17 protein-coding genes and 1 pseudogene are annotated in these 21,608 nt (G+C 61.0%); 10 read left to right on the forward strand and 8 right to left on the reverse strand.

Annotated elements, in window-relative coordinates:
* Positions 1–88 precede the first annotated feature (88 nt).
* The 3 genes from AC1MDG_RS08790 to AC1MDG_RS08800 are packed head-to-tail and all read left to right on the forward strand — an operon-like array spanning position 89 to position 3,734.
* Positions 89–1,417: an ATP-binding protein gene (locus tag AC1MDG_RS08790; protein WP_479808564.1), complete on the forward strand. Its 1,329-nt coding sequence runs from the start codon at positions 89–91 to the stop codon at positions 1,415–1,417.
* Positions 1,418–1,426: 9 nt separating this feature from the next.
* On the forward strand, positions 1,427–3,238 hold the full coding sequence (locus tag AC1MDG_RS08795) for a type IV secretory system conjugative DNA transfer family protein (protein ID WP_479808565.1): 1,812 nt from the start codon (positions 1,427–1,429) through the stop codon (positions 3,236–3,238).
* The gene (locus AC1MDG_RS08800; protein ID WP_479808566.1) at positions 3,225–3,734 is read left to right on the forward strand and encodes a hypothetical protein; all 510 of its coding nucleotides are present in this window, start codon (positions 3,225–3,227) and stop codon (positions 3,732–3,734) included. The genes AC1MDG_RS08795 and AC1MDG_RS08800 overlap by 14 nt, the downstream gene beginning before the upstream one ends.
* A gap of 312 nt (positions 3,735–4,046) precedes the next feature.
* Here AC1MDG_RS08800 and AC1MDG_RS08805 read toward each other — a convergent pair whose 3' ends face one another.
* Positions 4,047–4,526, reverse strand: a complete 480-nt coding sequence (locus AC1MDG_RS08805) for a hypothetical protein (RefSeq protein WP_479808567.1) — start codon at positions 4,524–4,526, stop codon at positions 4,047–4,049.
* A gap of 299 nt (positions 4,527–4,825) precedes the next feature.
* On the opposite strand from AC1MDG_RS08805, the gene AC1MDG_RS08810 reads away from it, so the two are divergent.
* A complete protein-coding gene (locus AC1MDG_RS08810) occupies positions 4,826–5,311 on the forward strand; it encodes a hypothetical protein (protein WP_479808568.1) in 486 nt (161 codons plus the stop codon).
* Positions 5,312–5,401: 90 nt separating this feature from the next.
* Here the strand turns inward: AC1MDG_RS08810 and AC1MDG_RS08815 are convergent, their stop codons facing one another.
* Entirely contained in the window at positions 5,402–5,602 is a 201-nt protein-coding gene (locus tag AC1MDG_RS08815) for a hypothetical protein (protein ID WP_479808569.1), read from the reverse strand.
* An 82-nt stretch (positions 5,603–5,684) separates the two neighbouring features.
* Here AC1MDG_RS08815 and AC1MDG_RS08820 point away from each other — a divergent pair, with 82 nt between their 5' ends.
* From AC1MDG_RS08820 to AC1MDG_RS08840, 5 genes are all read left to right on the forward strand, one after another.
* Entirely contained in the window at positions 5,685–6,848 is a 1,164-nt protein-coding gene (locus AC1MDG_RS08820; protein WP_479808570.1) for an ImmA/IrrE family metallo-endopeptidase, read from the forward strand.
* Positions 6,849–6,911: 63 nt separating this feature from the next.
* Positions 6,912–7,421 carry a single-stranded DNA-binding protein gene (locus AC1MDG_RS08825; RefSeq protein WP_479808571.1) on the forward strand — a complete coding sequence of 170 codons (510 nt, stop codon included), beginning with the start codon at positions 6,912–6,914 and terminating at the stop codon, positions 7,419–7,421.
* Between the two features lie 343 nt (positions 7,422–7,764).
* Positions 7,765–8,796 (forward strand): hypothetical protein, encoded by a 1,032-nt coding sequence (locus AC1MDG_RS08830; protein ID WP_479808572.1) that lies wholly within the window; start codon positions 7,765–7,767, stop codon positions 8,794–8,796.
* 64 nt (positions 8,797–8,860) lie between these two features.
* Complete coding sequence (locus AC1MDG_RS08835; protein WP_479808573.1) at positions 8,861–9,547, forward strand: DUF6932 family protein; 687 nt, start codon at positions 8,861–8,863, stop codon at positions 9,545–9,547.
* Complete coding sequence (locus AC1MDG_RS08840; RefSeq protein ID WP_479808574.1) at positions 9,525–10,637, forward strand: hypothetical protein; 1,113 nt, start codon at positions 9,525–9,527, stop codon at positions 10,635–10,637. The genes AC1MDG_RS08835 and AC1MDG_RS08840 overlap by 23 nt, the downstream gene beginning before the upstream one ends.
* A 1,092-nt stretch (positions 10,638–11,729) precedes the next feature.
* On the opposite strand, the gene mobF is transcribed toward AC1MDG_RS08840, so the two are convergent.
* Complete coding sequence (gene mobF, locus AC1MDG_RS08845) at positions 11,730–15,302, reverse strand: MobF family relaxase (RefSeq protein ID WP_479808575.1); 3,573 nt, start codon at positions 15,300–15,302, stop codon at positions 11,730–11,732.
* A gap of 71 nt (positions 15,303–15,373) precedes the next feature.
* Between mobF and AC1MDG_RS08850 the strand changes: the two genes are divergently transcribed.
* Positions 15,374–15,703, forward strand: coding sequence for a hypothetical protein (locus tag AC1MDG_RS08850; RefSeq protein WP_479808576.1), 330 nt, complete (start codon positions 15,374–15,376; stop codon positions 15,701–15,703).
* Between the two features lie 471 nt (positions 15,704–16,174).
* On the opposite strand, the pseudogene AC1MDG_RS08855 reads toward AC1MDG_RS08850, so the two are convergent.
* The 5 genes and pseudogenes from AC1MDG_RS08855 to AC1MDG_RS08875 form a co-directional block, all read right to left on the reverse strand.
* A pseudogene (locus AC1MDG_RS08855) lies at positions 16,175–16,687 on the reverse strand (recombinase family protein).
* A 1,160-nt stretch (positions 16,688–17,847) separates the two neighbouring features.
* Complete coding sequence (locus tag AC1MDG_RS08860; protein ID WP_479808577.1) at positions 17,848–18,714, reverse strand: HNH endonuclease; 867 nt, start codon at positions 18,712–18,714, stop codon at positions 17,848–17,850.
* Positions 18,711–20,216, reverse strand: coding sequence for an AAA family ATPase (locus tag AC1MDG_RS08865; RefSeq protein WP_340533402.1), 1,506 nt, complete (start codon positions 20,214–20,216; stop codon positions 18,711–18,713). Before AC1MDG_RS08865 ends, AC1MDG_RS08860 begins: the two co-directional genes overlap by 4 nt.
* 527 nt (positions 20,217–20,743) lie before the next feature.
* A complete protein-coding gene (locus AC1MDG_RS08870) occupies positions 20,744–21,034 on the reverse strand; it encodes a hypothetical protein (protein WP_479808578.1) in 291 nt (96 codons plus the stop codon).
* A 139-nt stretch (positions 21,035–21,173) separates the two neighbouring features.
* Positions 21,174–21,533 carry a DUF2750 domain-containing protein gene (locus AC1MDG_RS08875; RefSeq protein WP_479808579.1) on the reverse strand — a complete coding sequence of 120 codons (360 nt, stop codon included), beginning with the start codon at positions 21,531–21,533 and terminating at the stop codon, positions 21,174–21,176.
* Positions 21,534–21,608: the final 75 nt, after the last annotated feature.

The raw sequence follows: 21,608 nt of genomic DNA on the forward strand, positions 1-21,608 counted from the left end.
GAACCGCAAGGAGCGGAAGGAACGACGGCGGCGCCTGGCTGACGCTGATGGCCAACCGTGGGCAGCCGCTCTAAACCAGGCTGGCGAGATGATCGGCACCCGGTTGGACACCGCCCAGCACGGCGGAGACTGGGGGAGCAGGGAACCCGCCTCGCTGCGAGGTCCGCACCGCCTGCGCCCGGCACCACACCGCGCGTCGACCCTGACCTTCGCCGCGGCGTATCCGTTCATCACAGAATCGGGTCTCGGCCACGAAGGCACCTATATCGGCACAGATGTCTTCGGCTCCGGAGCGTTCTCCTACGATCCGTGGATTCTCTATGACAAGGGCGTCATCAGCGGACCCTCGATCGTTGTCATCGGCACCGTGGGGACCGGGAAATCCATGTGCGGAAAGTCCTTGGTGGCCAGGTCCATAACGCTGGGGCGGAAGGCCGCCGTCGCCTCCGACCCCAAAGGCGAATGGGTTGCCGTTGCCAACGCGGTTGGTGGGAAAGTCATTTCCGTGGGTCCCGGCCGCTCTGCCCGCGTGAATCCACTCGACGCGGGCCCGCGTTCCAGCGCCTTGAGTGAGGCGCAGTGGCAGGCCGTGGTGCGCCAGCGCCGTCGTTACCTGTTGGTGGCACTGGTTTCTCTCATGCGGCAGGGGATGCCCCTCCGTCCGGTGGAGCACACTGCCTTGGATATGGCTCTCATGGAGACGGTAGCCGAGAACTCGAATCCGACGCTGCCGATGGTTCTGGACCATCTGTTGAACCCGTCGAAGGAAACGATCGGGCTGGTGGGCAAGGATGGGGGACTGGCGGTCAGCCACTCCCTGAGACGGACGGTTTCCGGTGACCTGGAAGGCATGTTTGACGCCCCGTCTACGGTCGCTTTCGACGCCGATGCGCCCATGATGGTGATGGATACGTCTGCGCTCATCGGCGCCTCGGAGCAAGCACTGTCCCTGGCCGCCGCGTGCGGGGCCACCTGGCTGGAGGCAGCCGTCACCAATCCCGACGGCGGCAAACGGCTAGTGGTGTACGACGAAGGCTGGCGCATGCTGGCCGACCCGTACATGCTCGCCAAAATGAGCGAGCAATGGCGGCTTGCCCGCACCTACGGCATTGCGAACCTGCTCATCATGCACAAAGTCGCCGACCTCAACGAAATCGGAGACAGCACCAGCGGGCACCGGCAGAAGGCACTCGGCCTGCTGACCGAGGCGGACACCAGGATCATCTACCGGCAAAAGCACGACGCGATGAGACTGACGAAAGAAGCCCTGGGCCTGTCGGAGGCCGAATGCGAGCACGTAGAGAACCTCCCCAAAGGCGTTGGCCTCTGGAAGGTCGGGAACCGTTCCTTCATTGTGGCGAACCGGGTCACGACCGATGAGCTTGAAGTCTTCGGCACCGACGACAGGATGATCTGAATGCCACAGATGAGTTCGCGGCGAGGCACCGACAGTCCGTTGGTCACGGCCGGGCTTATCGCCGTGGCCGGTTATGTCTGTCTGAGTTTCCTGGTCCAGGGGGCAGCTAACGTCGTGATGGCCTGGCGATGCGGCGGCAGTCAGCCGTCGCCGTTCAACCCGGCCGCCGCCGTCGGACTTCTCATCGGTCGGATCGACTGGATCGTCCGCGTACCGCAGGGATGCGACGTCGGGACCGGCAGTATCTGGTGGCTCGTTGGCCCGGTCCTCCTTCTGGCGGCTGCGCTCGCCGTCGGGTCTGTCTTTGCCTGGAGGCGGTGGAAGCAATCCGGCGGGTGGCTGCGCCAGGACATTCTGAGCCGCGAGGGCATCGCGCGCCGGACCGAGATCCTCCAGGATTTCGGAGCGAGGGCCGTTCTGAAGCGCGGCAAGTTCACGCGTCCAGGCCTCGCCAAACCGCGGATCCAGGACGTGGCCTGGACGTTGGGCCGTTCCCGCGGTGTCACCATTCATGTCTCCACAGAAGAATCGATGGTCATCCAGGGTGCTCCGCGATCCGGTAAGGGCCTCTACGTGGTCATCAATGCCATCCTCGATGCGCCGGGGGCTGTTGTCACGACATCCACGCGAGCCGACAACCTGGTGGTCACGATGAAGGCCCGCGCTACACGCGGCAGGACGGTCACAGTGTTCGACCCGCAAGGCATGTCCGGGCTGCCTTCGACACTTCGCTGGTCCCCCGTCCGCGGATGCGAGGACCCGGACATCGCCACGCGCCGTGCTCTCGTTATCACTGCGGACACGGAGATGAAGGGAGAGAACGCCGCATGGCAAAAGCGCTCGCTGGTCATCCTGCAATGCCTCCTTCATGCCGCAGCACTGTCCGGCGAGGGCGTCCGCGCGTTTCGGCGTTGGTCCTCGAGCCCGGTCTTGGCACGTGAGGCGCTGGAGGTCCTGAGCCAACCGGCGGCGGCGCTGGGGTGGCAGGCCGACTTGATGGGCATCCTCGAGGATGACCCTCGGAACACCTCGAACTCCTGGATCGGTGTCTCGGCTGCCGTCGCACCGCTGTCGTCACCGAAAGTGCTCGCCGCCCTGGACCCACGGGACGAGTCAGAGGAATTTGACCCGAAGACGTTCATCCGGGACTGCGGGACCCTGTATCTGATCGGCACGCGCGCGGGAGCTGCTGCGGCAGGGCCGTATCTGTCGGCCCTGATCGACGACATCGACAACGCCGCACGCGAACTGGCCTTTGTCGCCAAAGGGGGAAGGCTGGATCCGCCGCTGTCCCTCGTCCTGGACGAGATTGCCAACCTGGCCCCGTGGCCGGGTCTGCCCATCGCTCTGTCTGACGGCGGCGGCATCGGCATCTCAACGCTAGTGGTTCTCCAGTCCCTGTCCCAGGCCCGTACCGGCTGGTCCATCGACGAGGCAGCCACCATCTGGGACTCTGCCATCATCAAGGTGATCTTCGGCGGCGGCTCCGACGAACGTGACCTGCGCTCGCTGGCCGGGCTGCTGGGGGAGCGGAGCCTGACCCTGAACACCCGTTCCTGGTCTGCACAGGGCAGGCAGGACGGCGAACAGATCAGGGAGAGCCCGGTCCTGCCGCTTCATGAGATCAGGCGCTTGCCCGCGGGCACCGCCCTGATGCTGGGACGTCGAACCCGGCCCATCCTCTTGGACTTGCGCGAATGGCACAAACGAAAAGACGCCGCAGAGCTCGGTCGGTCAAAGCTGGAGCTTGAACGGACTCTGGCGGATGGGCACCGTCTTAGGCAGGCAGCACCTGAGGAGCCGGCCGATGGCCAGCCATGAGGACGTCGAACGCTTTGAGATCCCATCGGCAGGAGCGGACGACGACGAGCTGACCGCCGAGCTCTTCCGCTCTGCATTCCGGCCACCCGGCCGGGCATCCGGCGTGACGTTCCGTTGGCGCGAAATGACAGCCGAGCAGGCCGGGAGCGTGTGGCGTTCTTTGGCGGTCTGGGTCCGCTGGCTTGTCGCCACGTACCAGCTGACGACGTCAGTGGTTCCGGACTGCTGGTGGCGCCATTCCGAGATCGTGGCCGAGCTCTATGCTCTGCAGCGGGCGGAACTGGCCTCGTACGCCAGCGATGACCCCGGGTTCGGGCCGCTGGCCTTTCACGAACGGCTGCCGCACGCCGTCGAGCGTTTGAGGATCCATACCCGGACTGCCGGCTGTGTCGGGCTGCAGGCGCACAAGGAGTCGGCGGTGAGAACCCTCCGGCTAGACGCACTGGAGTTCGTTGAGTGGCAGGCGTGTTCCCACCACAACGGTGACGAATTCTGAGGTTAGGGCTTCACGTCTAGCAGGGCTGAATCGGCATTTGAAGAGTAGCCCCGCCAGATGAATGGGACGGTAAACGGAGCCCAAAGGTGACCCTGTGTGTGGGGACATATCGGGCTCCGAAAGCTGTAGTCGAAGCTTTGCAGTGGTTGTCCTGAGGGACCGACCTTCCGCCCGTGGTGTAGGTCATCGACGGGATCACCGTAATAGTGGAGCGAGTGCAATGGTCACTTCGCCGCGTCGCCCCGGCTGCCCACGTTTCGGAGGTCGAGCCGATATCGGCCCCTGTTGTTCAGCGGAAGACACATGAGTGGTTCACGTGCCTGACTCGGGCGTCTCTGCTGCAACAATGGCCACCGCCGCTTTGCGGTTGGCAATTTCGTCCATGAGATTCGCGGTTGCCAAATATGTCCAGAAGGTCCAATCGAGGAACTCCTCGCCAAAATCAGATTTCTGAGCCTTATCTCGATGCCGGATGGTGAACTGGTTGGCGATCCTGAATAGGTCGCTTTCGTCGCCGGACGAGATGTTCCTCTTTATGGAATTTCGCTTGGGTTCCAGTTCGCCGTAAAGCAATGCAATAGCGGCACGCTTGTCTACAACCGTCGCGTCTCTGGCGCGGAACATCCTTACGGCGTGGGCGACTTCATCCTCGGGGTCGCCCGAGCGTTGAGCGATCTGTTGGGCCGCCAAGTCGTTGAGGGGCGAATCGAAAATGCGAATTAGTCGCCCTTGTTCTTCGCCGGACGTTCCAAGACGGAGCGGCACGCCGTGGCTCTCCAGTAGCGTGTTCAAACGCCAGCGATAGACGCTGCGGCGAGAAGCAGCACGGATAGGGCAAAAGGCATAATTGGTTTATTGATGATTTCCCCCAAGTAATGAATATCTAGTAATAGGGACTTTGCCGGCCGCTAGATCCAGCTATGTCTAGTGTGACGCGGTCACGAAGGCGTTAGGGTTACGGGATGAGTATTGGGGATCTTTTTACATCGCCTGATTGGGGTAGCGTGCCTGACTGGCTAGCCGCCGTTGGAACGATAGGCGCCGTCGGGTGGGCGCTCCACCTTGGATTACGTGACGGAAAGCGTTTGGACTTGGAACGCCATGAAGCCAAACAGGACCGTGAGGCAGCCGCCGATGAACGGGCGCTTTATCGCAAAGATCGGGCGGAGGAAAAATATGCCGAGAAGCGGCGGCTGGCGGCTCAGGTTACTCTTATCGCCGAGAGGTCCTATTCAGCCAACAAATTGCAGAACGGCTTTGAGGGGCAGGCCGTGAACTGGAGTGTTCACAACGGCGGCAGCGAGCCCATCTCAATGGTTACGTTGGTTCAAAGGGAAATTGACCCAAAGACTGGTGCGGAAGCAGGAAACGCGGATATCGCGAAGCAATGGAATGTCATTGAAGCGGGAGGCACGCGCCGAGTCCTGACAGAGCTCAGTGTGCGAACTTTTCATCCAAATCGTGAGGTTCAATTCACTGATGGGGCCGGAGTGCGTTGGCAGCGTAAGTCGCTAGGAGGGCTCCGGCTGCTCGAAGGCGACGACCCGGAGGCTACTCGACTTTACATTACCTCCTGATTAAGGATTGAAGGCCCCTCTCGCGGCCTAGGAGTAGTTCCTGGGATCTGAGAGGGGTCTTTTGTCATAGGGGCATTTAGGCGTTCGGTATTACCCGAGATCGGGCCGCCGGCGTTTCACGAACGGCTGCCGCACGCCGTCGAGCGGTTGAGGATCCATACCCGGACGGCCGGTTGCGTCGGCCTGCACGCGCACAACGAGTGCGCAGTGAGAACCCTCGGGCTCGACGCACCGGGCTTCGTTGAGTGGCAGGCGGCTTCCCACACGGTCGGGGACGATTTCTGAAGTCATGCTGTTTGCACCTTTCAGGACATGAACAAGTATCCGCGGGGTGGTCCCGGGCGGATTCCAAGAAGCATGAAGGGCGGCTGTCGTGGCCCCTGAATCTGAAGACGTATCGAGTGCGGTGGCGGCAGATGCTGTGCCGGGCCGGAGCGAATCGGGCAATTCCCGCATGACGCCCGAGGAGCGCATCTCTGCCTTGACTGATGGCCTCCACAGGATCCTGGAAAAGGCAGTCGAATCTCCTTCGCAGTGGCAGGTGCTGTTGGATGCCTCCGCAACGTTGTGGCGATACTCGGGCGGCAATGTTGCCCTTCTCAAGATGCAGATGGCACAGCGAGGAACCGACGAACCCACACTGGTGGCCGGGTACAAGGAGTGGGCCCGCCATGGTCGTACGGTGCTGCGGGGTGAGCATGCACTCTGGGTGATAGCTCCCCGCACAGCCCGACTACAGCAGGTCACGCTTCCTGACGGTACCCGGCCACGCATCCCTGCGGGTGAGCGTGTGCCCCATGGCGCCGTCGACGATGGAAAGAAGACGGTCATCACAGGCTGGCGAGGCCAGGCAGTCTTTGACGTCTCACAAACGCAGGGCACGCCGCTGCTCGTTCCCCGCGGCGGTGCCGAATCTGTGCTGGACGTAGCGGAGCTGTTCGGATCTCTTGCCACAGTAGCGGGCAGCCACGGCTTCAACGTCGATGAGGCAGACGCGCAGTATGGGCTGACGAGCGGCTTCACGGATTTCACCCACCGCCGGGTCCAGGTCGGCGCCTGGCTCAGCCCAGAAGAGCGTGCAGCCGTCCTTGCACACGAACTTGGACATGTGCTGCTTCACGGTCCCGACGACGTGGTCGGTCGGCTGTATGGCAGCAGCGCAGATCATCGGGGACTGGCCGAGGTGGAGGCCGAATCCGTTGCCTACACGGTGCTGAAGGCCCACGGTATCGACCGCGGACCTCAATCCGCGACCTATCTCGCCGGATGGGCTGACGCCGTCATTGACGCGGAGAAAGACGCGATGACTCACGACGCCGGCAGTCGGCTCCCGGCGTCCCGTGCGGATATTGCGAAGTCAGTACTAGGGCGGGTCACCGCTGCCAGCAAGGGAATTCTCGAAATCACACACCCACCGGGATTTGGCGGCAAGATCACCAGCGCCGACGCGGACCCACGGTTGAGTCCGGCTCCGTCGTACGCGGGCCCGGAAGCGCCTGTGCGGTCGGTCGACGGGCCGGTATTGGCCGGGCCGTGAGCCTGCACTGGCATCAAAGTGTCCGGTGGGAGAGTCCCACCGGCTTTGGAAAGGACAAGAACCATGGGCACAAAAATCCCGATCAGCATCGCCGGCAATCTGGTTGCTGATCCCGAACTCAGCATCGGGGAAAGCGGAGTGGCTCACGCCAAGCTCCGGGTTGCCGTCAACCAGCGAATACAGGGCGCGGACGGCACTTGGCAAGACGGGGAACCCGTCTTCCACAATGTCTCTGCATTCCGCGCGCTGGCCGAGAACTCGGCGAGTTCTCTGCGAAAGGGCGACCCGGTAACTGTGGCGGGCGATCTGGAATTCCGCTCCTACGAGAAGGACGGCGAACGCCGCGAAGCCCGACGCATTGTCGCCGACGCCATCGGACCGGATCTCCGTTTCGGGACCGCGGTGTACCAGCGCATGTCGCATGCGCCAAGTGCAGCGGCGGAGGCTGAAGCGCGTGCTGGCCTTGAGGCGCCCGCGGCAGAGGCTGCTACGCCGGCCTACAACGTCAGTTCGAAGAGCCCCGTGGTGGTGCCCCCTTTCGGGGTAGCGGCCGGGAGTGAGATGGGTTTCTGAAGCAGAGGGGTCGTCCGCACGGCGGGCGTGAGGCGTTGCCTAAGCGGGTTGGTGAGCGCCAGCCCGCTTACCGGTGTTTCGAAAGTGTTGTGTTCAGCGCAAGAAAACGCGTCGGCAAGTTCGTTTGTGTCAGGGCCTAACACGAAATGATTCCCCACGGACGATGATGCGGAGCGCCGTTATGTTCGCCTGCGGAGTCAAGGTCAAGTCGCTCCGCGCCGTAGACTACCCAGACAACAACATCCAGCTGCCAGAAGCCGGCCGCACATCCGGCCACTGTCTTACCGGTTGGCGGGGGTACGAATTGTCCAGTTGGCGCGGCGAAGAACTTCAGGAGGATTAAGTGGCGTGGATTGGAACTCAGGGTTATCTAGCACTCTGGACGACGGTCAACGGTGCTGCTCCTGTAATAGATCACGAGTCATTCACGTCGAAATTTGAGCCACCAGCGGTTGGTGAAATGATTCGGGACGTTTTCGCTTTACTTCGCAATGTGGTCACCAATGAAGGCATCCGAGACGCAGACACTAAGATACTCGAACACGCCGCCGCCGGACAGCCGGACGAATGGTTGGAAGGCGCGGGTGCACGAAGCACCCGGGGAGTGCTTGAGAGCATCGTTGACGTTCCTTATGGGCCAGGGAAGGCAGAAGCGCGACTTCTTCCTTCCTTCCGGCAGGCAGTGACGCGTTTGTTCGATGAAATGCTACAGCGCGTTTTGCCGACTGAGACCTCGGTGATGCTTCGGGAAGCGCGCGGACGGCTCGAAATGCTGGGCCGGGACGAAGCCACCCGTCTGCTTGACGATGCCGTAGTAAACATAGGGAAGCAGCGGGAGAAAGCTGAAGCTTCAGCTGCAGCCGCCTCCGCAGCAGCCGGCATCACCAGCGACGCCAGGATGTCATCGTTCTACAGCCGCTTGTCGGATGACGAGAAGGGCTCAGCCAACACCTTTCGCCGCCTTACAGTCACCCTGGCGTTCACGGCGGCCGGCTCCGCTGCACTGTTCGTCACGGGGTCGGCGTGGGGTCAAAGTTGGCTCGACATCGCTGCGGGGGATTACGTGCACCTGATCCAGAGGGCGGTATTTTTGGCAGGCGTCTTCGGCTTGGCTGGCTATTTCGCCCGCCAAGCTCACCAGCATCGATCGATGGCGAATTGGGCAGGGTCGTTGGCGGTTCAACTTCAAACATTCGACGCCTACCTCGCAGCCGTAGAGAGCCCACAGGCCAAGGACGAACTCCGCAAGAGCTTCGCGGAACGCGCCTTCGGTGACCATCCAGCCATGAAGGGCGAACCGACAGTCAATCCGACTGCGGCTGCTATGGACACTGCCGTTGGTTGGGCTGCCAAGCTCACCGCAGGCAGTAAATGATGCCCAGTTTGACGCGTGCATCCACGGAAATGGCGAAGCGCCGACGGACAGTAGGGATTAGCATTTGATCACGGCGGATTTAACGACGGGGGATATCCAGCTGTCGGCATTGATGCCAGCTCCTGCGATGGGTGCCGCTCTCATAAGTGATTTATTGGCCTGCAGCCGGCAGAACGCGGAAAGCCTCGGACGCAATTTCATTCCCCAGAGGATGCCAGAAGGAGTCCCGACACTGGGCAGGCATTCCGTCAGCCTATTCGACGTGCAGCGTGCGTACGTCACCGCCCCAGTATTCCGTAAGAGTGAGCGCCGCGAGCTGATCTGGAACAACTTCCTTAGCTTGACCGCGCGAGTACGGAAGGCCGTCCCGGTCAATGCTGTGATGATCGGGGGTTCCTTCACCACGTGGAAGCAGAGCCCTTCGGATATTGACGTAGTGTTTGTCCTCGACAAACGACATACCGCCAGATTGTCGGACCAGAATGATATGAAGATGCTCACCGCTCTAAGTTCCGGTGGAAGTGCAAAAATCCGCGAATGGGGCATCGACAGTTACACGCTGGACTGGGAAGCTATCCCTAGGACAACCAAAGATAACCCCGCGCACCGCGACTACCTACTCAGCAGGGGGTACTGGGACGATTGGCTGCAACGGAGCCATAACAAGAGCCAAGAGCCGAATATGGGGCATGCCGTCCCCCGACGTGGATACCTGGAGGTGATCATCGATGGCTACGCAGCCGATGTTTGATCCCGCTTGGGACGAGTGGGATGACGATCTGTCCCAGCTTGGACCACTCCCGGACTTCAATGGACTCGGCGCATGGAGCGCCAGGCAGCACGGTCTCAGGATGGGCCGAGAAGCGTTCTTATCCACCTACAGGCGCCAGAATTTGCACGAGGCGCTAGTTGACGCCCTCACGCATGTTGACCTTGGAAGTTTCTACAGTCCGGAACGTTTACGCGACGAGGTCATAGGGGATGACCCCGAGTTGCTGGACACCTTCGAACTTTACCGTGGCCCGGACCAGGCAGAACTGGACCTCCACTTAGAGGGCCCTGGGGTCAAAGGTCACACCACTGACGCCAAGCACTTCTCGAAATTCATTTCAAAGATTACGGGCGCCGTCGCTGCGGCATCCAAGGTGGATAAGACGCATGTCCGCGCACGTTCGGGGCTTCTGATCGAAGGAGCCACTCCCGGGTCCGTCAGGGTGGTATTCAAGTCCGCTCCGGCCTTCGTGAAGAAATCCGCTACCCCAGCGCCCGGGGCCGACATACTCTTCGACGTCGGTGAGACTTCGACATCCGACTCTGTTGCTCTGCGCGAGATCGCAACCATTCTTTCGACGGCCTCGGATGCCGACACCTTTGCGGACGACGAGCTGGGAGCGGCTTTGGGGCTCGTCCCATCGAATGCCCACCATCTCCTCTTCGAAGCAATCTCCACCGCTGCGAGCGCCGACTGGCAGATCAGGGGCAGCGTCCGACAGAGAGGTATTGGCCGTCGGAGCGTCACTTTGACTAAGCGTGGAGCTTCCCGACTAAGTACCCTATTGCGCCCAGTGAATGAGACAGTTGAATTGCTGGAGCTGCGTGGCACGCTCGATGGATACAAGCCTTCAGAGGCGAGAATGTGGCTCCGGCCCGAGGGAAGCCAGAGGTCCTTGGTTGTCCTTGTAAAGACTGCTGATCTTCTCAAAGAGGTCAAAGAACTCAACGCCGTCAGCGAGGAAGTCAATGTAGCTGTCACCGTGAATGTGAGAAAGCGGCATTCAGTCTCGTCAGGTCAGGTGCAAAGCACCTCTCGTGATCTCGTCTCGGTGGTCCAGATTCCTTAGCTGAACTCATAACCCACGGCTAAGCGTCGCCCCTCAGCCCTATCGTTCCAACTGGCGTTTCATCCATACGGGTTTTCGACGGTTGCGTCAGAGCCGCTTAATCCGGATATCTGACCTTGTGCCAAGTCGGTCCCATGCAGCAAACATCATACGGGCTGAGACGCGGCGTCGATTAAGTTGAAAATGGACTTGGTCTTCCAAGGTGATCTTGCCTTTTGGGAACGACACGGCTGACTGTGACAGCCTCGCCGTTCATGACTCCGTCGCGGCGTTCATCCCTCGTGCTGCGGTCAATAAACAGCAGGGAAGTCCACGCCAGTGCCTGAAACTACCGAAACGCCAGTAGTTGCAGAAATAGATCACGTCGCCAGCAATGGATTGCCGCACGTTACCCATGGCCGGATGGACGAGCGCACGCGCCGCCCACTACTGATAACGCCCGGGTTCGCTATAAGTCAACCTGGTTGCCGGCCTTTCATCGAGCGCGAATGGTTCTTGGCCGACGAGAGCTTTCAACTCGTGCGTGCGGAACGCGCCTTGACTTTGGCCGTGCCTCGCTGCCCGGTGCCCAGGCCAGGGAATCTGAAGCCCGTAGGTAATAAATTGCCGGCCATGGTGCGCCCGGCCTGACCTGTGTCGGGTCCGGTGAGATAAGCAGAACAGATCCGGGCCAGATCGGTTCCGGCAGAGCTTCGATCCATGCAGGCTGAACGTGGTCGAAGCGGTTCCACTTGATCGTGATCCAAGAGCCTGTGGGTTCGAGGGCGTCAACCCTCAGAACCGTGATCTCCGCCGTCGTGCCACTACTTCGCTTCATGGCGTTAAAGCGATCCCACTTTTCGTGAGCGCAAGCCATCCATGAACGCCGCCGGCGTGCTCGGACCAACCAGACCGACCCGGCGACTGCAGCCGCGAAGAGTGACGTAGCCCCGGTTAGTAGCAAGGACAAGTTATCCGGTCCACTGGCGGCCGCGGTCCCTAAGAGATAGACGACACTCACAGCGATTGCCACGCTGCTCAGGATCAAAGCAGGTGTTGCAAGCTTCGGCTTCAAGACTGGGTTCGCATTCACGGATTACCTTCGTGACCAGTTTAGAGTTGCCAGCCGACATTGATAAGGCGGTCTGCCCACGTCTTCGGGTCATCAGTCCACGTTGCAGAGTCCGCGGGGCTGGGGGAAGAGACGCCTGCTTGCTCAACAAGCCGATTGATATTTGCACGCTGCTCCTTTTGGTCCCACTCGTAAGCCGCAGGAACTGGCCCCAGTGGAAGGGGCGAATCCTCGATGCCCCAGCGGTCCCTATAGATGGCAATTCGGCGAAGCAAGCCAGTTGCCTCCTCGGGAGTGACGAACGGTCCCAAGGCCTCCAGGAGGTTCCGTTTCCATTCGGCGTCGCCCATGATCGCGGCCATGGTGACCTGGTCCGTCCTGCGCTGTATCCGCGCCCGGACCTGGGTGACCATGTTGGCAAGGTCGGGACGAACGGTGCGGAGTTCCTCGGTCAAGGGATCAATGCCTGCGGCAGGCATCGCGGACAGGAACTGCCGGAGCCGGGAGTGGACGACTGCCGCTGTGTCTCGAGCGGATGCGCTTGGTTCCAGGGCGGTGACAACAACGCGTTGCGCGCTCGGCCGGCTGACTCCAACTGATGTGCGCCACGCAGCTACAGCTGCGCCCCACGAGGGCGATTGCTGAAGCTCGGAGACCGTGCCCGGCGAGTGCGCCTCAAGGAACTCCCACAGATCCTCAGCCGCTGCCAGTTGTGCGAGGTAGTCGTACTCAGCACTGAGACGCTCCAAGCTGTCAGCCTTCGACTGCTCGGCATCACGGACTTCGTGAGCCGTCCGTTCGGCGCCTTCGGCGGCAAGGACCTCGCCCAGGATCTGCCGCCACGACGCCTGCATAGCGGGATCCATAGGCTCGTCATCCAAGGGATCATTCTCGCTAACGTACGCGTGGTTCCCCGTACGTCCCCGAGTCATGCTCACGTACAACAGCTCACGCGTCAGCCGGCCTTGTGTCACGACGGTGTGGCCCGTGTCCACGGTGATGCCCTGCGAGCGGTGGGCCGTCGTCGCATATCCCAGCTCAACTGAAGCCTCAACGTAGTCACGGCTCAAGCTGATCGTTGCGCCGGTGTCGCGGCGAACCGCGGTCAGCGAGCCGTCGAGCCTGTCTGTACGGACGACGTCGAGCATGGTTCCGTTCCGGATGAAGTCACCACTGCTGTCGGTTATGGCCCGGTCATTCTGGCGGGCAATGACAGTGTCGCCAGTGCCAGCATGGAGTCCGTCGCTGAGCGGTACCGAGTTTTCCGCATCCACGGCACCTTGGACCACGCGATCGGCCTGGGCACGTTGGTTGAGCATGCCGACAGTGTCATTGTCCGCTGCGATGAGAATGGACGACTTGCCGGCATGGATGTCGGCCTGCCATCTGAGGTACGCCCGGTCGACCATGTCGAGGTGCGCCCCGTGTTGTATGCGCCCGTGGCTGTCGTAGTCAGCAATGGCACCGAACTCCCCGGCACGAAGCTTCAGCGAGGCGTCTTGCTCCCAGGCCTCCTTGAACCGCCAAATGGTGCTCAGCCGCACCGTTTTGCCTTGCCGGTCCAGCCAGCCGAGGACACCGCCGGCGTCGATGGCGTCCAATTGCCCCGGGTCTCCCACAAGGAGCACCTTGGCCCCGGCACCCCGGGCCAGCTGGACCAGTGCAGACAGCTGCATGGTGGACACCATAGAGGCCTCGTCGACGATGACCAGCTGGTTGGCGTGAAAGCGCCATCTGTCTTGTTCAGCGGCAATTCGGGTGGCCCTCTGGGCGAGGCGAGTCGCCTGCGGACCTCCGTTAGCCGCCTGATTGGCGAGCCGCTGCTCGGTGTCGAGGAACTGTGCAGCCCGGTTGCCGGCGCCTTGACCGACAGATTCGTAGAGCCACTTGGCTACGTTCTCCGTGGTCAGTGCAAGCTCCCGCCCAAGGACCTCGGCGCTCGCCGCCGCCGGCGCCAATCCCACCACGCTACCGGCGTCAAAAGCAGATTCCCAGGCAGCCTTGATGGCGCCGAGGGTGGTCGTCTTGCCGGTTCCGGCAGGACCGACGACGGCGTCGAGCCGGTTGCCGCTGAGCAGAACGGTTGCTGCCGCCGCGCGTTGGTCGTTGTGCAGATCGAGGCGACCACCGTGTTTGTAGCTGGCGAGCGATTCCATGGCGAGAGCCGTGCTCACCGCCGGGCCGCCGTCGTCGTTCCTTGCTCCCAGGATGATGTCCTCATTGTCGAGGGTCCCTGCGTCCGTGTAGAGGCGGGAGCCGTGGAAGTCGAAGATGCTGTGGTCTGCGAAGCGGAGATCGGCCTGGGCCTCCGCAGGGAGGGCGTACCGGTACTCATTGAGTGGGACGGACTGGGCTTCGGCGGCGGTGGCTACGATGTCAATCATGGTGTGACGGTCCCCAGGTGTCTGGCAGCGGATTTCGGCGCAGACACGTTCGGCTTCCGCCAGGAGGTTCCACCGGTTCCAGGTGGCGCGCTTGGTGGCGACGCGCTCGCGGGTCAGGGACCCCACCGCGTTCACCCAGTCCGGGGTGAAGTCACCGATGCGGAAGGGCGTTGTCCGGGAGCGTCTAATGGTGTTGGCGAGCACGTCTCGGGGCTCGAAGCCCTTGACGGCCGCGCGAGTGCGCCATTGGGCGGAGAGCTGGTGGAGCGGGACGGCTGTTTCCGGTTTGGCGGTCCGGGTTGAAAGTGTTGCCTGCTGCCGTAGCTTGATGGTGGTCGTCGCGGTTGGGGGAGTGCCGTGACTGGCGGTCCATTCGGCCACCAGCCGGTCGGTTTCGAGATCGATGAGACGCGATCGGTTGGAGAATTCGCGGATCAGCGCATCGTCGACGCCGGTGAGTTGCTGGCCGGGATTGTGGGTGTTCGCGGCCGGCACGCGGACTTCCGTGTCGGTGCCGAGGTTCCGGTGGAGGGCGTCGAAGAGGAGACCGTTGTAGTGCTCGCTGGCTGCCACCGCGGCCCTGTACAGAGTTCGCGAGTCGAGCGTGACCCATGCGCCGTCAGTGATGCGCTGGATGCGGTTGGCGATGACCATGTGCGTATGGAGCTGCGGATCCCCGGCTCGCGACTCCCAGTGGTCGAAGGCAGCAGCGATGGCCCCGCGCGTGCCGAGGTGGGCGACACCGTTGCGGCCGGCCCTCGTGTTGATGACGTAAGTTTCGAGCCACTCAAGGGTGGCGTTGACCGCCTGGTGGTGGGTCTCGAGGATTTGGTCTTGGAGTGTGCGGGGGCTCAGCGCCCAGAGGACGGAGACGGATTTGGGGACGCTGAAAGTCAGGTCAAAGCCGACGACGGCGTGGCGCGTTTCTGTGCGGCCCTGGCTGTTTTGGACGATCGTGGGTTGGCCGTGGGGGCGGCCCAGAGTTGCGCCGGTGTCCGGGTGGGTGGCGTGATCGAAAATTGCCTTGGCGTCCGATTCCGTGACGACATCTCCGGCGGTCCGGTTGATGCCGGGCACGCCGGACCCGAGCCAGCGGCCCTGCGGTGTTCCGGCTTTCATGTAGTACGTGGTGGCGTCGGCGGGGGTGATTGTCAGATCGTCCAGCATGGTGGTCTTGAAGAGATACTTCAGGCCCGACTGAGCTGAGAGCCGGGCGATGGACATGGTCATTGGCTCTGAGTTTCTGGGTTCCGTTTGATGGCCGTCCAACCTCGGCGGCGGAAGAGTGACTTCGTGCTGCTGTGGAGCTCGACACCGGTGGCATGGGAGACCGCCAGGAGCCTGCCGCCGAGGTGAACCAGGTCGTGGGAATCGGTCTGCTGGATATTTTGGAGTCGTGCCAGGTCGGCACGGAGATTCCTGATGACGTCACGCTGCTCGGTGTTCTCGGCTTCGAGTCGGTCGATGTCTACAGCTTGAGCCCGAAGTTGGTTGCGGAGGGATTCTTGGCCTTGCCTGCTGCCAGCGAGAGCGTCAGCCAGCTTGGCCCGCGACTTGCGGTGGGCGACGACCGGGCCGGACTCGGCAAGGGTATCCCGGAGTTGAACGGTCGTGGCGGGATTTGGGCGTAACGCAGAGACTAGGTGCCGCCGTCGTCGATCGCGTTGTCTGTTGGCGCAGCGCGGGGAACAGTAGCGCTGAGACGAGCGCAACGGCGCGAAGCTGTCGCCACATTCACCGCAAGTCTTCCCGCTCACGTTGGTTCATCTTTGAAAGCTCCGGTTACGACATGACTTGCCGTGAGTCCGCGCTCACGGTGAATGCCTTGGATGCCAGAGGTGTGAGGGAGTGAGGCTTGGAGGGGGTTGGGTTAGGGGCGTGGAGACGAACGGCCGTCGCCGACGGCCGCAGAGAGTCATCGAGGGAGAGTCATGCACGTGACTGCGATCGGCCTGATCCGAGCCACGACAAGACGATTTTTCGGGCCTGACACAAGCCCGAAACGTTGAGCTTGGGCGTGTTAGCGCCCCGGCGCCGACCTGCCAGAGCTGTATGCCCGGAGTGTTTCGGCGATGGCTTCATCGATGTTGTTGCTGTGATGCCTAGCCTGTCCGTAATTTGCTGCGATGAATGGCTCCTCGAATTGATGTTGCATTTCGAGGAGTCCACGGATGGTGGGGTTGAAGAGGCTGAGGCCGCGAAGGAGCGGCGGCGGCATGGTTCGGAGCGCAGGTGCGTTCCATCTGCCCGAGCAGGGTCAGCATGACGAATGCCCGCTGGGCCAGAGGTGAGTCAGGTTCGGCGGTGTCGATGGCGAGGGGATCAGCCAGGGTCCGGGCACCTACACCGCGCTCTTTGAGGTCGTGGACCATATTCAGGGTGTCCCGCACTGTGCGGCCAAGCCGGTCCAGGGTGTGCACGATCAGGACGTCACCGTCCCGCGCGTGGGTCAGTGCTTCCTGGAGTCAGGGGCGGGCGGTGGTGGCTCCGGATTTCCTGGCTACGAAGATGTGTTCGTTCCTGATGCTGGCGGCTGCCAGAGCGTCCAGCTGCCGGGCAAGATTTTGTTTCGCGGTCGATATTCGCGCATACCGAATGTCCATGCCCGGAACCATACCGAAAGTTGTAGCTGTGACGGGTGATTGTGGCGGGAGATTTGGGATAACTTACGAGACAGTCAGGTTACGCGAGTTTCCGCGGATCCCGGGCAGCGGGGGAGTGTCCTATCGGCGCTGTCCCACAATCAAGGAACTGGGACAGCCCAACTACACGCCTGAATGGACGCTTTTGGCATGCTCCCCGACGAGCAGCCTGCTAGCTAACTCCCTTCCAGGATTCGGCCGACTCCCGTGGAGCCGGCGCAGCAAGCCTCGAGAACGTGGCGGACGGCAAGGCTGTAGCTGCCCAACTGCACGCTGACCGGGGCCAGGGCCGCTCACCTGTTGATGCTGTGGCACACGGACCGTCATCGGCCCCTAAGGCACGCAAGCCTGCGATGTCAACGTCCTCGCGCCAGAGGGAAGTGGGACGCTCCCGCTAACTCTTTCTTCAGCAAGGAGGGCCTCTGCCGGCATGTGGCAGGGGCCCTCTGTTCAACACTGCAAGGTCTTCTTCCGGGGATCAGGGCGCGCCGGCCTTCATTTAGGTCTCGCTTGAGGAAACGGTGTCAGAGTACGCTAAGTCCTTTTCTCAGGAGACCCCATCAGCGTGCGGACCGCTCATCGCAGGTTGCGTCAAACCTCGACCGGCCTGGAGCCGGTCGGGCAGCTTGCAGTCGACGTGTTGAAGCCCTGTGTGGCCGGCATCTGCCACTTCCAGGGCCCGGGCACAATGGCCTCGGTGCCTGTGGGAACATGACGGCACCTGCCCACAACCTGATACTCCGTGCCCGGGGCATTGGAGTTGCAAATGGCTCCCACGCTGGCCTCGCCGATATAGAAGTTGCAGTGGGCATACCCGTCGACAGCCAACGCAGGTTGAGCCGCGAGTAATGTCCCGTCCATGAATGCAAGGGCAGCGCTGGCAGCAAGAACCTTTCGCGAAATCTTCATAGATGTTCCCCCAAAGTCTGATTGGTCTTCGCTGTCGTCACTTGATACTCGGGCACACCCAGCCGTTGCGCGATTGGGCGAACTACCCACACAGTCTTCCCGTTCACAACTGCAGTATCGGTTGTCTTCCGTGCATACGGATTGGGAACTGGATTTTTGTGCCGCAGGGACAGCGTTACTGGCGCTGGGATTGGCTCGTTGCTCGGCTGCGCAACCTCTGTCGTTCAAAAACTAAGTTCTGCACCGTCAAGGACTGCGGTTGGATGTTCGAGGTTCAGAAGCCGGAAACCACCACCACAGAAGTCTGCAGACTCGGCGGCCGCAGTGAGTGTGGCAGGTTTCCAGTGGTTCAGACCTAAGTGCCGGGCGGCGCTCCGCGCTTCGCGGTGCAGGTATTTTTCCACGCCGACAGGTCCACACTCAGAAGAGTAGTCCTCAATAGCTTCCCTCTTCTCATTGAGCAGCTCAACTGCTTCTTCGGAATAGACCGTATCTAAATGGAAGTGGTCGAACTGGCGAGCGAGAACCCGGTAAGTTTCGTCCGGTAGCCCCGGTGCTGGCACGACCTCGAATGAAGGAATAACACCGTCGTCAAACTTCAAGGTTGCCCGAAGAAAGGGCTCCGAGCTCGGAAGCTGATCGAGGTAGGCGTGGATGAACGCAGGACCGCCCAAGCTGGTCATATATTCTTCGTCCTTCCGCTTGTTGCAGACGCCGCACACAGGAACCAAGTTGACCGTGTACACAGCGAACTCGGGGAAAATCTGCTTAGGAAGGTAGTGATCGAGCTCGCTTGTGGCACGAAGACCACAAAGACAGCAAATCCTGCTACGCGCCAAGATCATCGCACCATCAGCAGCAAGCGCACCTGATCTCAGAACCGCGTAATTCGAGCGGATTTTCTCGGCCGTATCGTCATTTTCGATCACGGTCGACAGACTGCAGAGCTCCCCGGGCTTGTACTGGGAGTAGGCTCCGAACACTGTCTCCCTGGCATCAGCGAGCACGTTTGCGGTGTCACTGTTGCGCCGAGCTTGCAGGCGATCATAAAGATCGCGTTCGTCGATTACAGGCAGTGCAAGAGTCCTCATGAAGTTCGTGAAGCCCCTCTAGCGCGTAAGGCCAGTGCTCGCGCCTGGCTGCTAAGCCCCAGGGGAAACAGCTCTTCAAGCTCGTCGAGGCTCAACTTTTTGGCGAGTTCGCGAATTACAGTGCGATAGTCGGATACAGAGTTATCGAGTCCGAACGCCTCATGCGTAAGTTCTCCAAGCCCTGCTCCGAAGGTCTCAAGCTGAGGGCTAGCAGCGCGAACGATTGTGCCGAACCTCTCGATCACCTGCACGTCTTTGGCAGGCACCTCCTGAAGGACGACGGGACTGTGCGTCGCGATGATCGCGAATGAATCGAAGCCGTCGAGGAGTCTTTGAGTACCCCGTAAGAGAGCTGCCAAAAGTGAGGGATGCAAATGCGTTTCCGGTTCGTCGATCAGAACTAGAGAACGCTTGCGAAGATGTGCAGCCAGTTGGACGACGATGTTGATTACAATCTTTTGCCCGGCGCTGAGCATCGCCAGTTTTTCGTAAGGCAACTCACCGACCTCGACCCATTCCGAAAGACGTAGACCTGATCGTCCAAACGAGGGGTCCAGCTCTAGGTCTCCCAGTGCTTGACTAAGTGCATTCGAGTCGCGAGTGCACGCTGTCCGGAAAGCGCTTGAAAGCTCGACAGTCAACTCATGAATGGATTTCAGCTGGGAGCTCGCCTGGCCATTTTCAAGGCGGCGAAGTCCGCAGTACGTGTATCCAAAGTACGTTGTAGTTGACGCATAATCGGTATCGCCACGTGCGTTATTCGTAGGGCCGGCCGATGGGGGGAGTTCAAAGGTATCGAACGCGCTGTATGAGACCGCGACGACGGCGCTGAACAGACTCTCAGTTTCTCCATGGAGCTCAGGAGACTGTCCGACCTTGCTTGTTCCCCTGGCTAGGTCGGCGAGTAACCGCGTCTTGCCGACCCCGTTGTAGCCGATCAAGACCTTACAACGTCCGGGAAGCGCATTCGAATCATCAAAATCGAAACAGATCTCTGCATCAAGGTCACGGCTTCGATGGGTGAAGGAAACTACTCCTTCGGACGGTGCCGTTCCATCGAAGAGCGAACTTGCGGAAGCAAGCGTGTGCTCGGCCTGCCCAAATCGGAGTAGCGACGTGCCCCAGCCTTCTTCGCTCTCAAATGTTGCGGCTATCTCCTTATCGGTCGCGGCATCCCGAATCGATCGCAGGAAGACGACCCGCTCTTCGTCAGCAAGAGCAGCCAGCTTCTCGTAGTATTCGATGTCCTGGCCAAGCGAACAGTAATCATCGCCCAACGCCTCGAATTCATTGGCTTCGAACGGTGTGAGGCCCGTCAGTTGACCAGCTCTGAGGATCTTTACAAGTCCAAGGTGGACTGGATCGCCGACCTGTCGCACCACTTCCACTTGGAAGGAAGTCTTGAATCTGAAGTCATCCCAAGAATCACGCCTCAATATGACCAAGGTCTCATGTGGGAGCCTGCCGTAGGTCCCGAACCCTTCGACCACCCGGAATTTCATCTATTACCTTCCGCAGGTGGGGCTATCAATTGCGAGCACAAACCCGGGCATCTTGTTGAGACATATGGACAACGAATGTGTATCACTGTCGAATCATAAGCGAGGTGGTAGTAAGCCAAAGAAGATTGCGGCGATTACCCAACGGGTCGAACGTCGTATGTCCGGCCCTTCCTCATGCCCGCGTCCGAGGATAAGATCAGCCGCCACAACACGCTGGGCGCGCAGCCCCAGGGGATCTCGCTTCGTCTAGGGAGCGTCCGGGGGAGATGCTCGCCCGCGTTGTTCCGTAATCCGATCCTCCAGCAACCTCAGTGGGACAACATGCTGCGGTAGGCCCCACCCGCAAACTGCCCGGTGAAGGTGCCCTATTCACTCCGGTCAAAAACGACGGATATTGCGGGCAAACCAGCAACGGGACACTCAATCCAGTACTTCACGAGAGGGCGAGACGCGGAACGGCCGGCATCATTCGCCGGCCGTTCGTGTTCAAGAAGCGAAGCCTCCCGCAGGAGCGTTAGGACATTCAGCTATTTGCGGTCCCGCAGGTGGGTGCTGAAGTCCTCAAGATGCCTGGATACCTGATTTTCGAACTGGTAGTGCGTGAAGTAGAGATTGTCCGTGAGTTCGAGTCGGAGAGGTTCCTCTGCCACGCCGGCCAGTCCCAGCATGGCGTGAGTGGGGTAGAGGCGAATCGATCCCAGTTCGCCGTACAGAACTGAACCCCCCGTCTGCACTCCGAAGCTTGATCCAATGTGGTTCTGATTCAGCTCTCCGGCCTGGACTGTGTATTCGTCCCTGCCGCCTCCCAAAAATGCCATTCTGCTTCCCTTTCGTTGTTCGAGTCTTTCCTCGCGAGACTCTACACAGAGCCCCTGACGGTTTCGGCCGGGGCTGGCATATTCATGCAAGTCGAACAGGGAAAGCCAACGGCCCCTGCCTATCCCCTCCACCGGGCACTTATTCGGATGGTTGGCGAGCGGTTAAGGACGCCAGGGCCGCGGCTGACTCCACGTCGTAGCCGGTTGCCCGGTTGCCGGACCAGTTGAGCCCCACACGTAGCCCATCTCGTTGCAGGCCGGGCAGCCACTTTGATCGCCACTCGCTGAGAGGGATCATGACTTTTTCGAAGCCGGCATAGTCCTGGACACGAGAGATGATGTGTTCTGCTCGTGAACTCAGAGACCAGAAGGGCATGCTACGAAGTCCATCGCTTCCGAGCGGGGCTGGAAAACCGTTAGTATCCCTGATCGTCCAGACTTGCTGTTCGCGGACGACTTCCTCGAAAGATGCAGTTGCGTGCGCGCCGCTAATCGTCATTGTTGCATCGTCTCAGACTCTCCGAGAACCCATCCTTCCTCTCCGAGAACCCATCCTTCGCGGACACTAACAGCC

The organism is Arthrobacter sp. AIWTK1 (assembly GCF_056680535.1).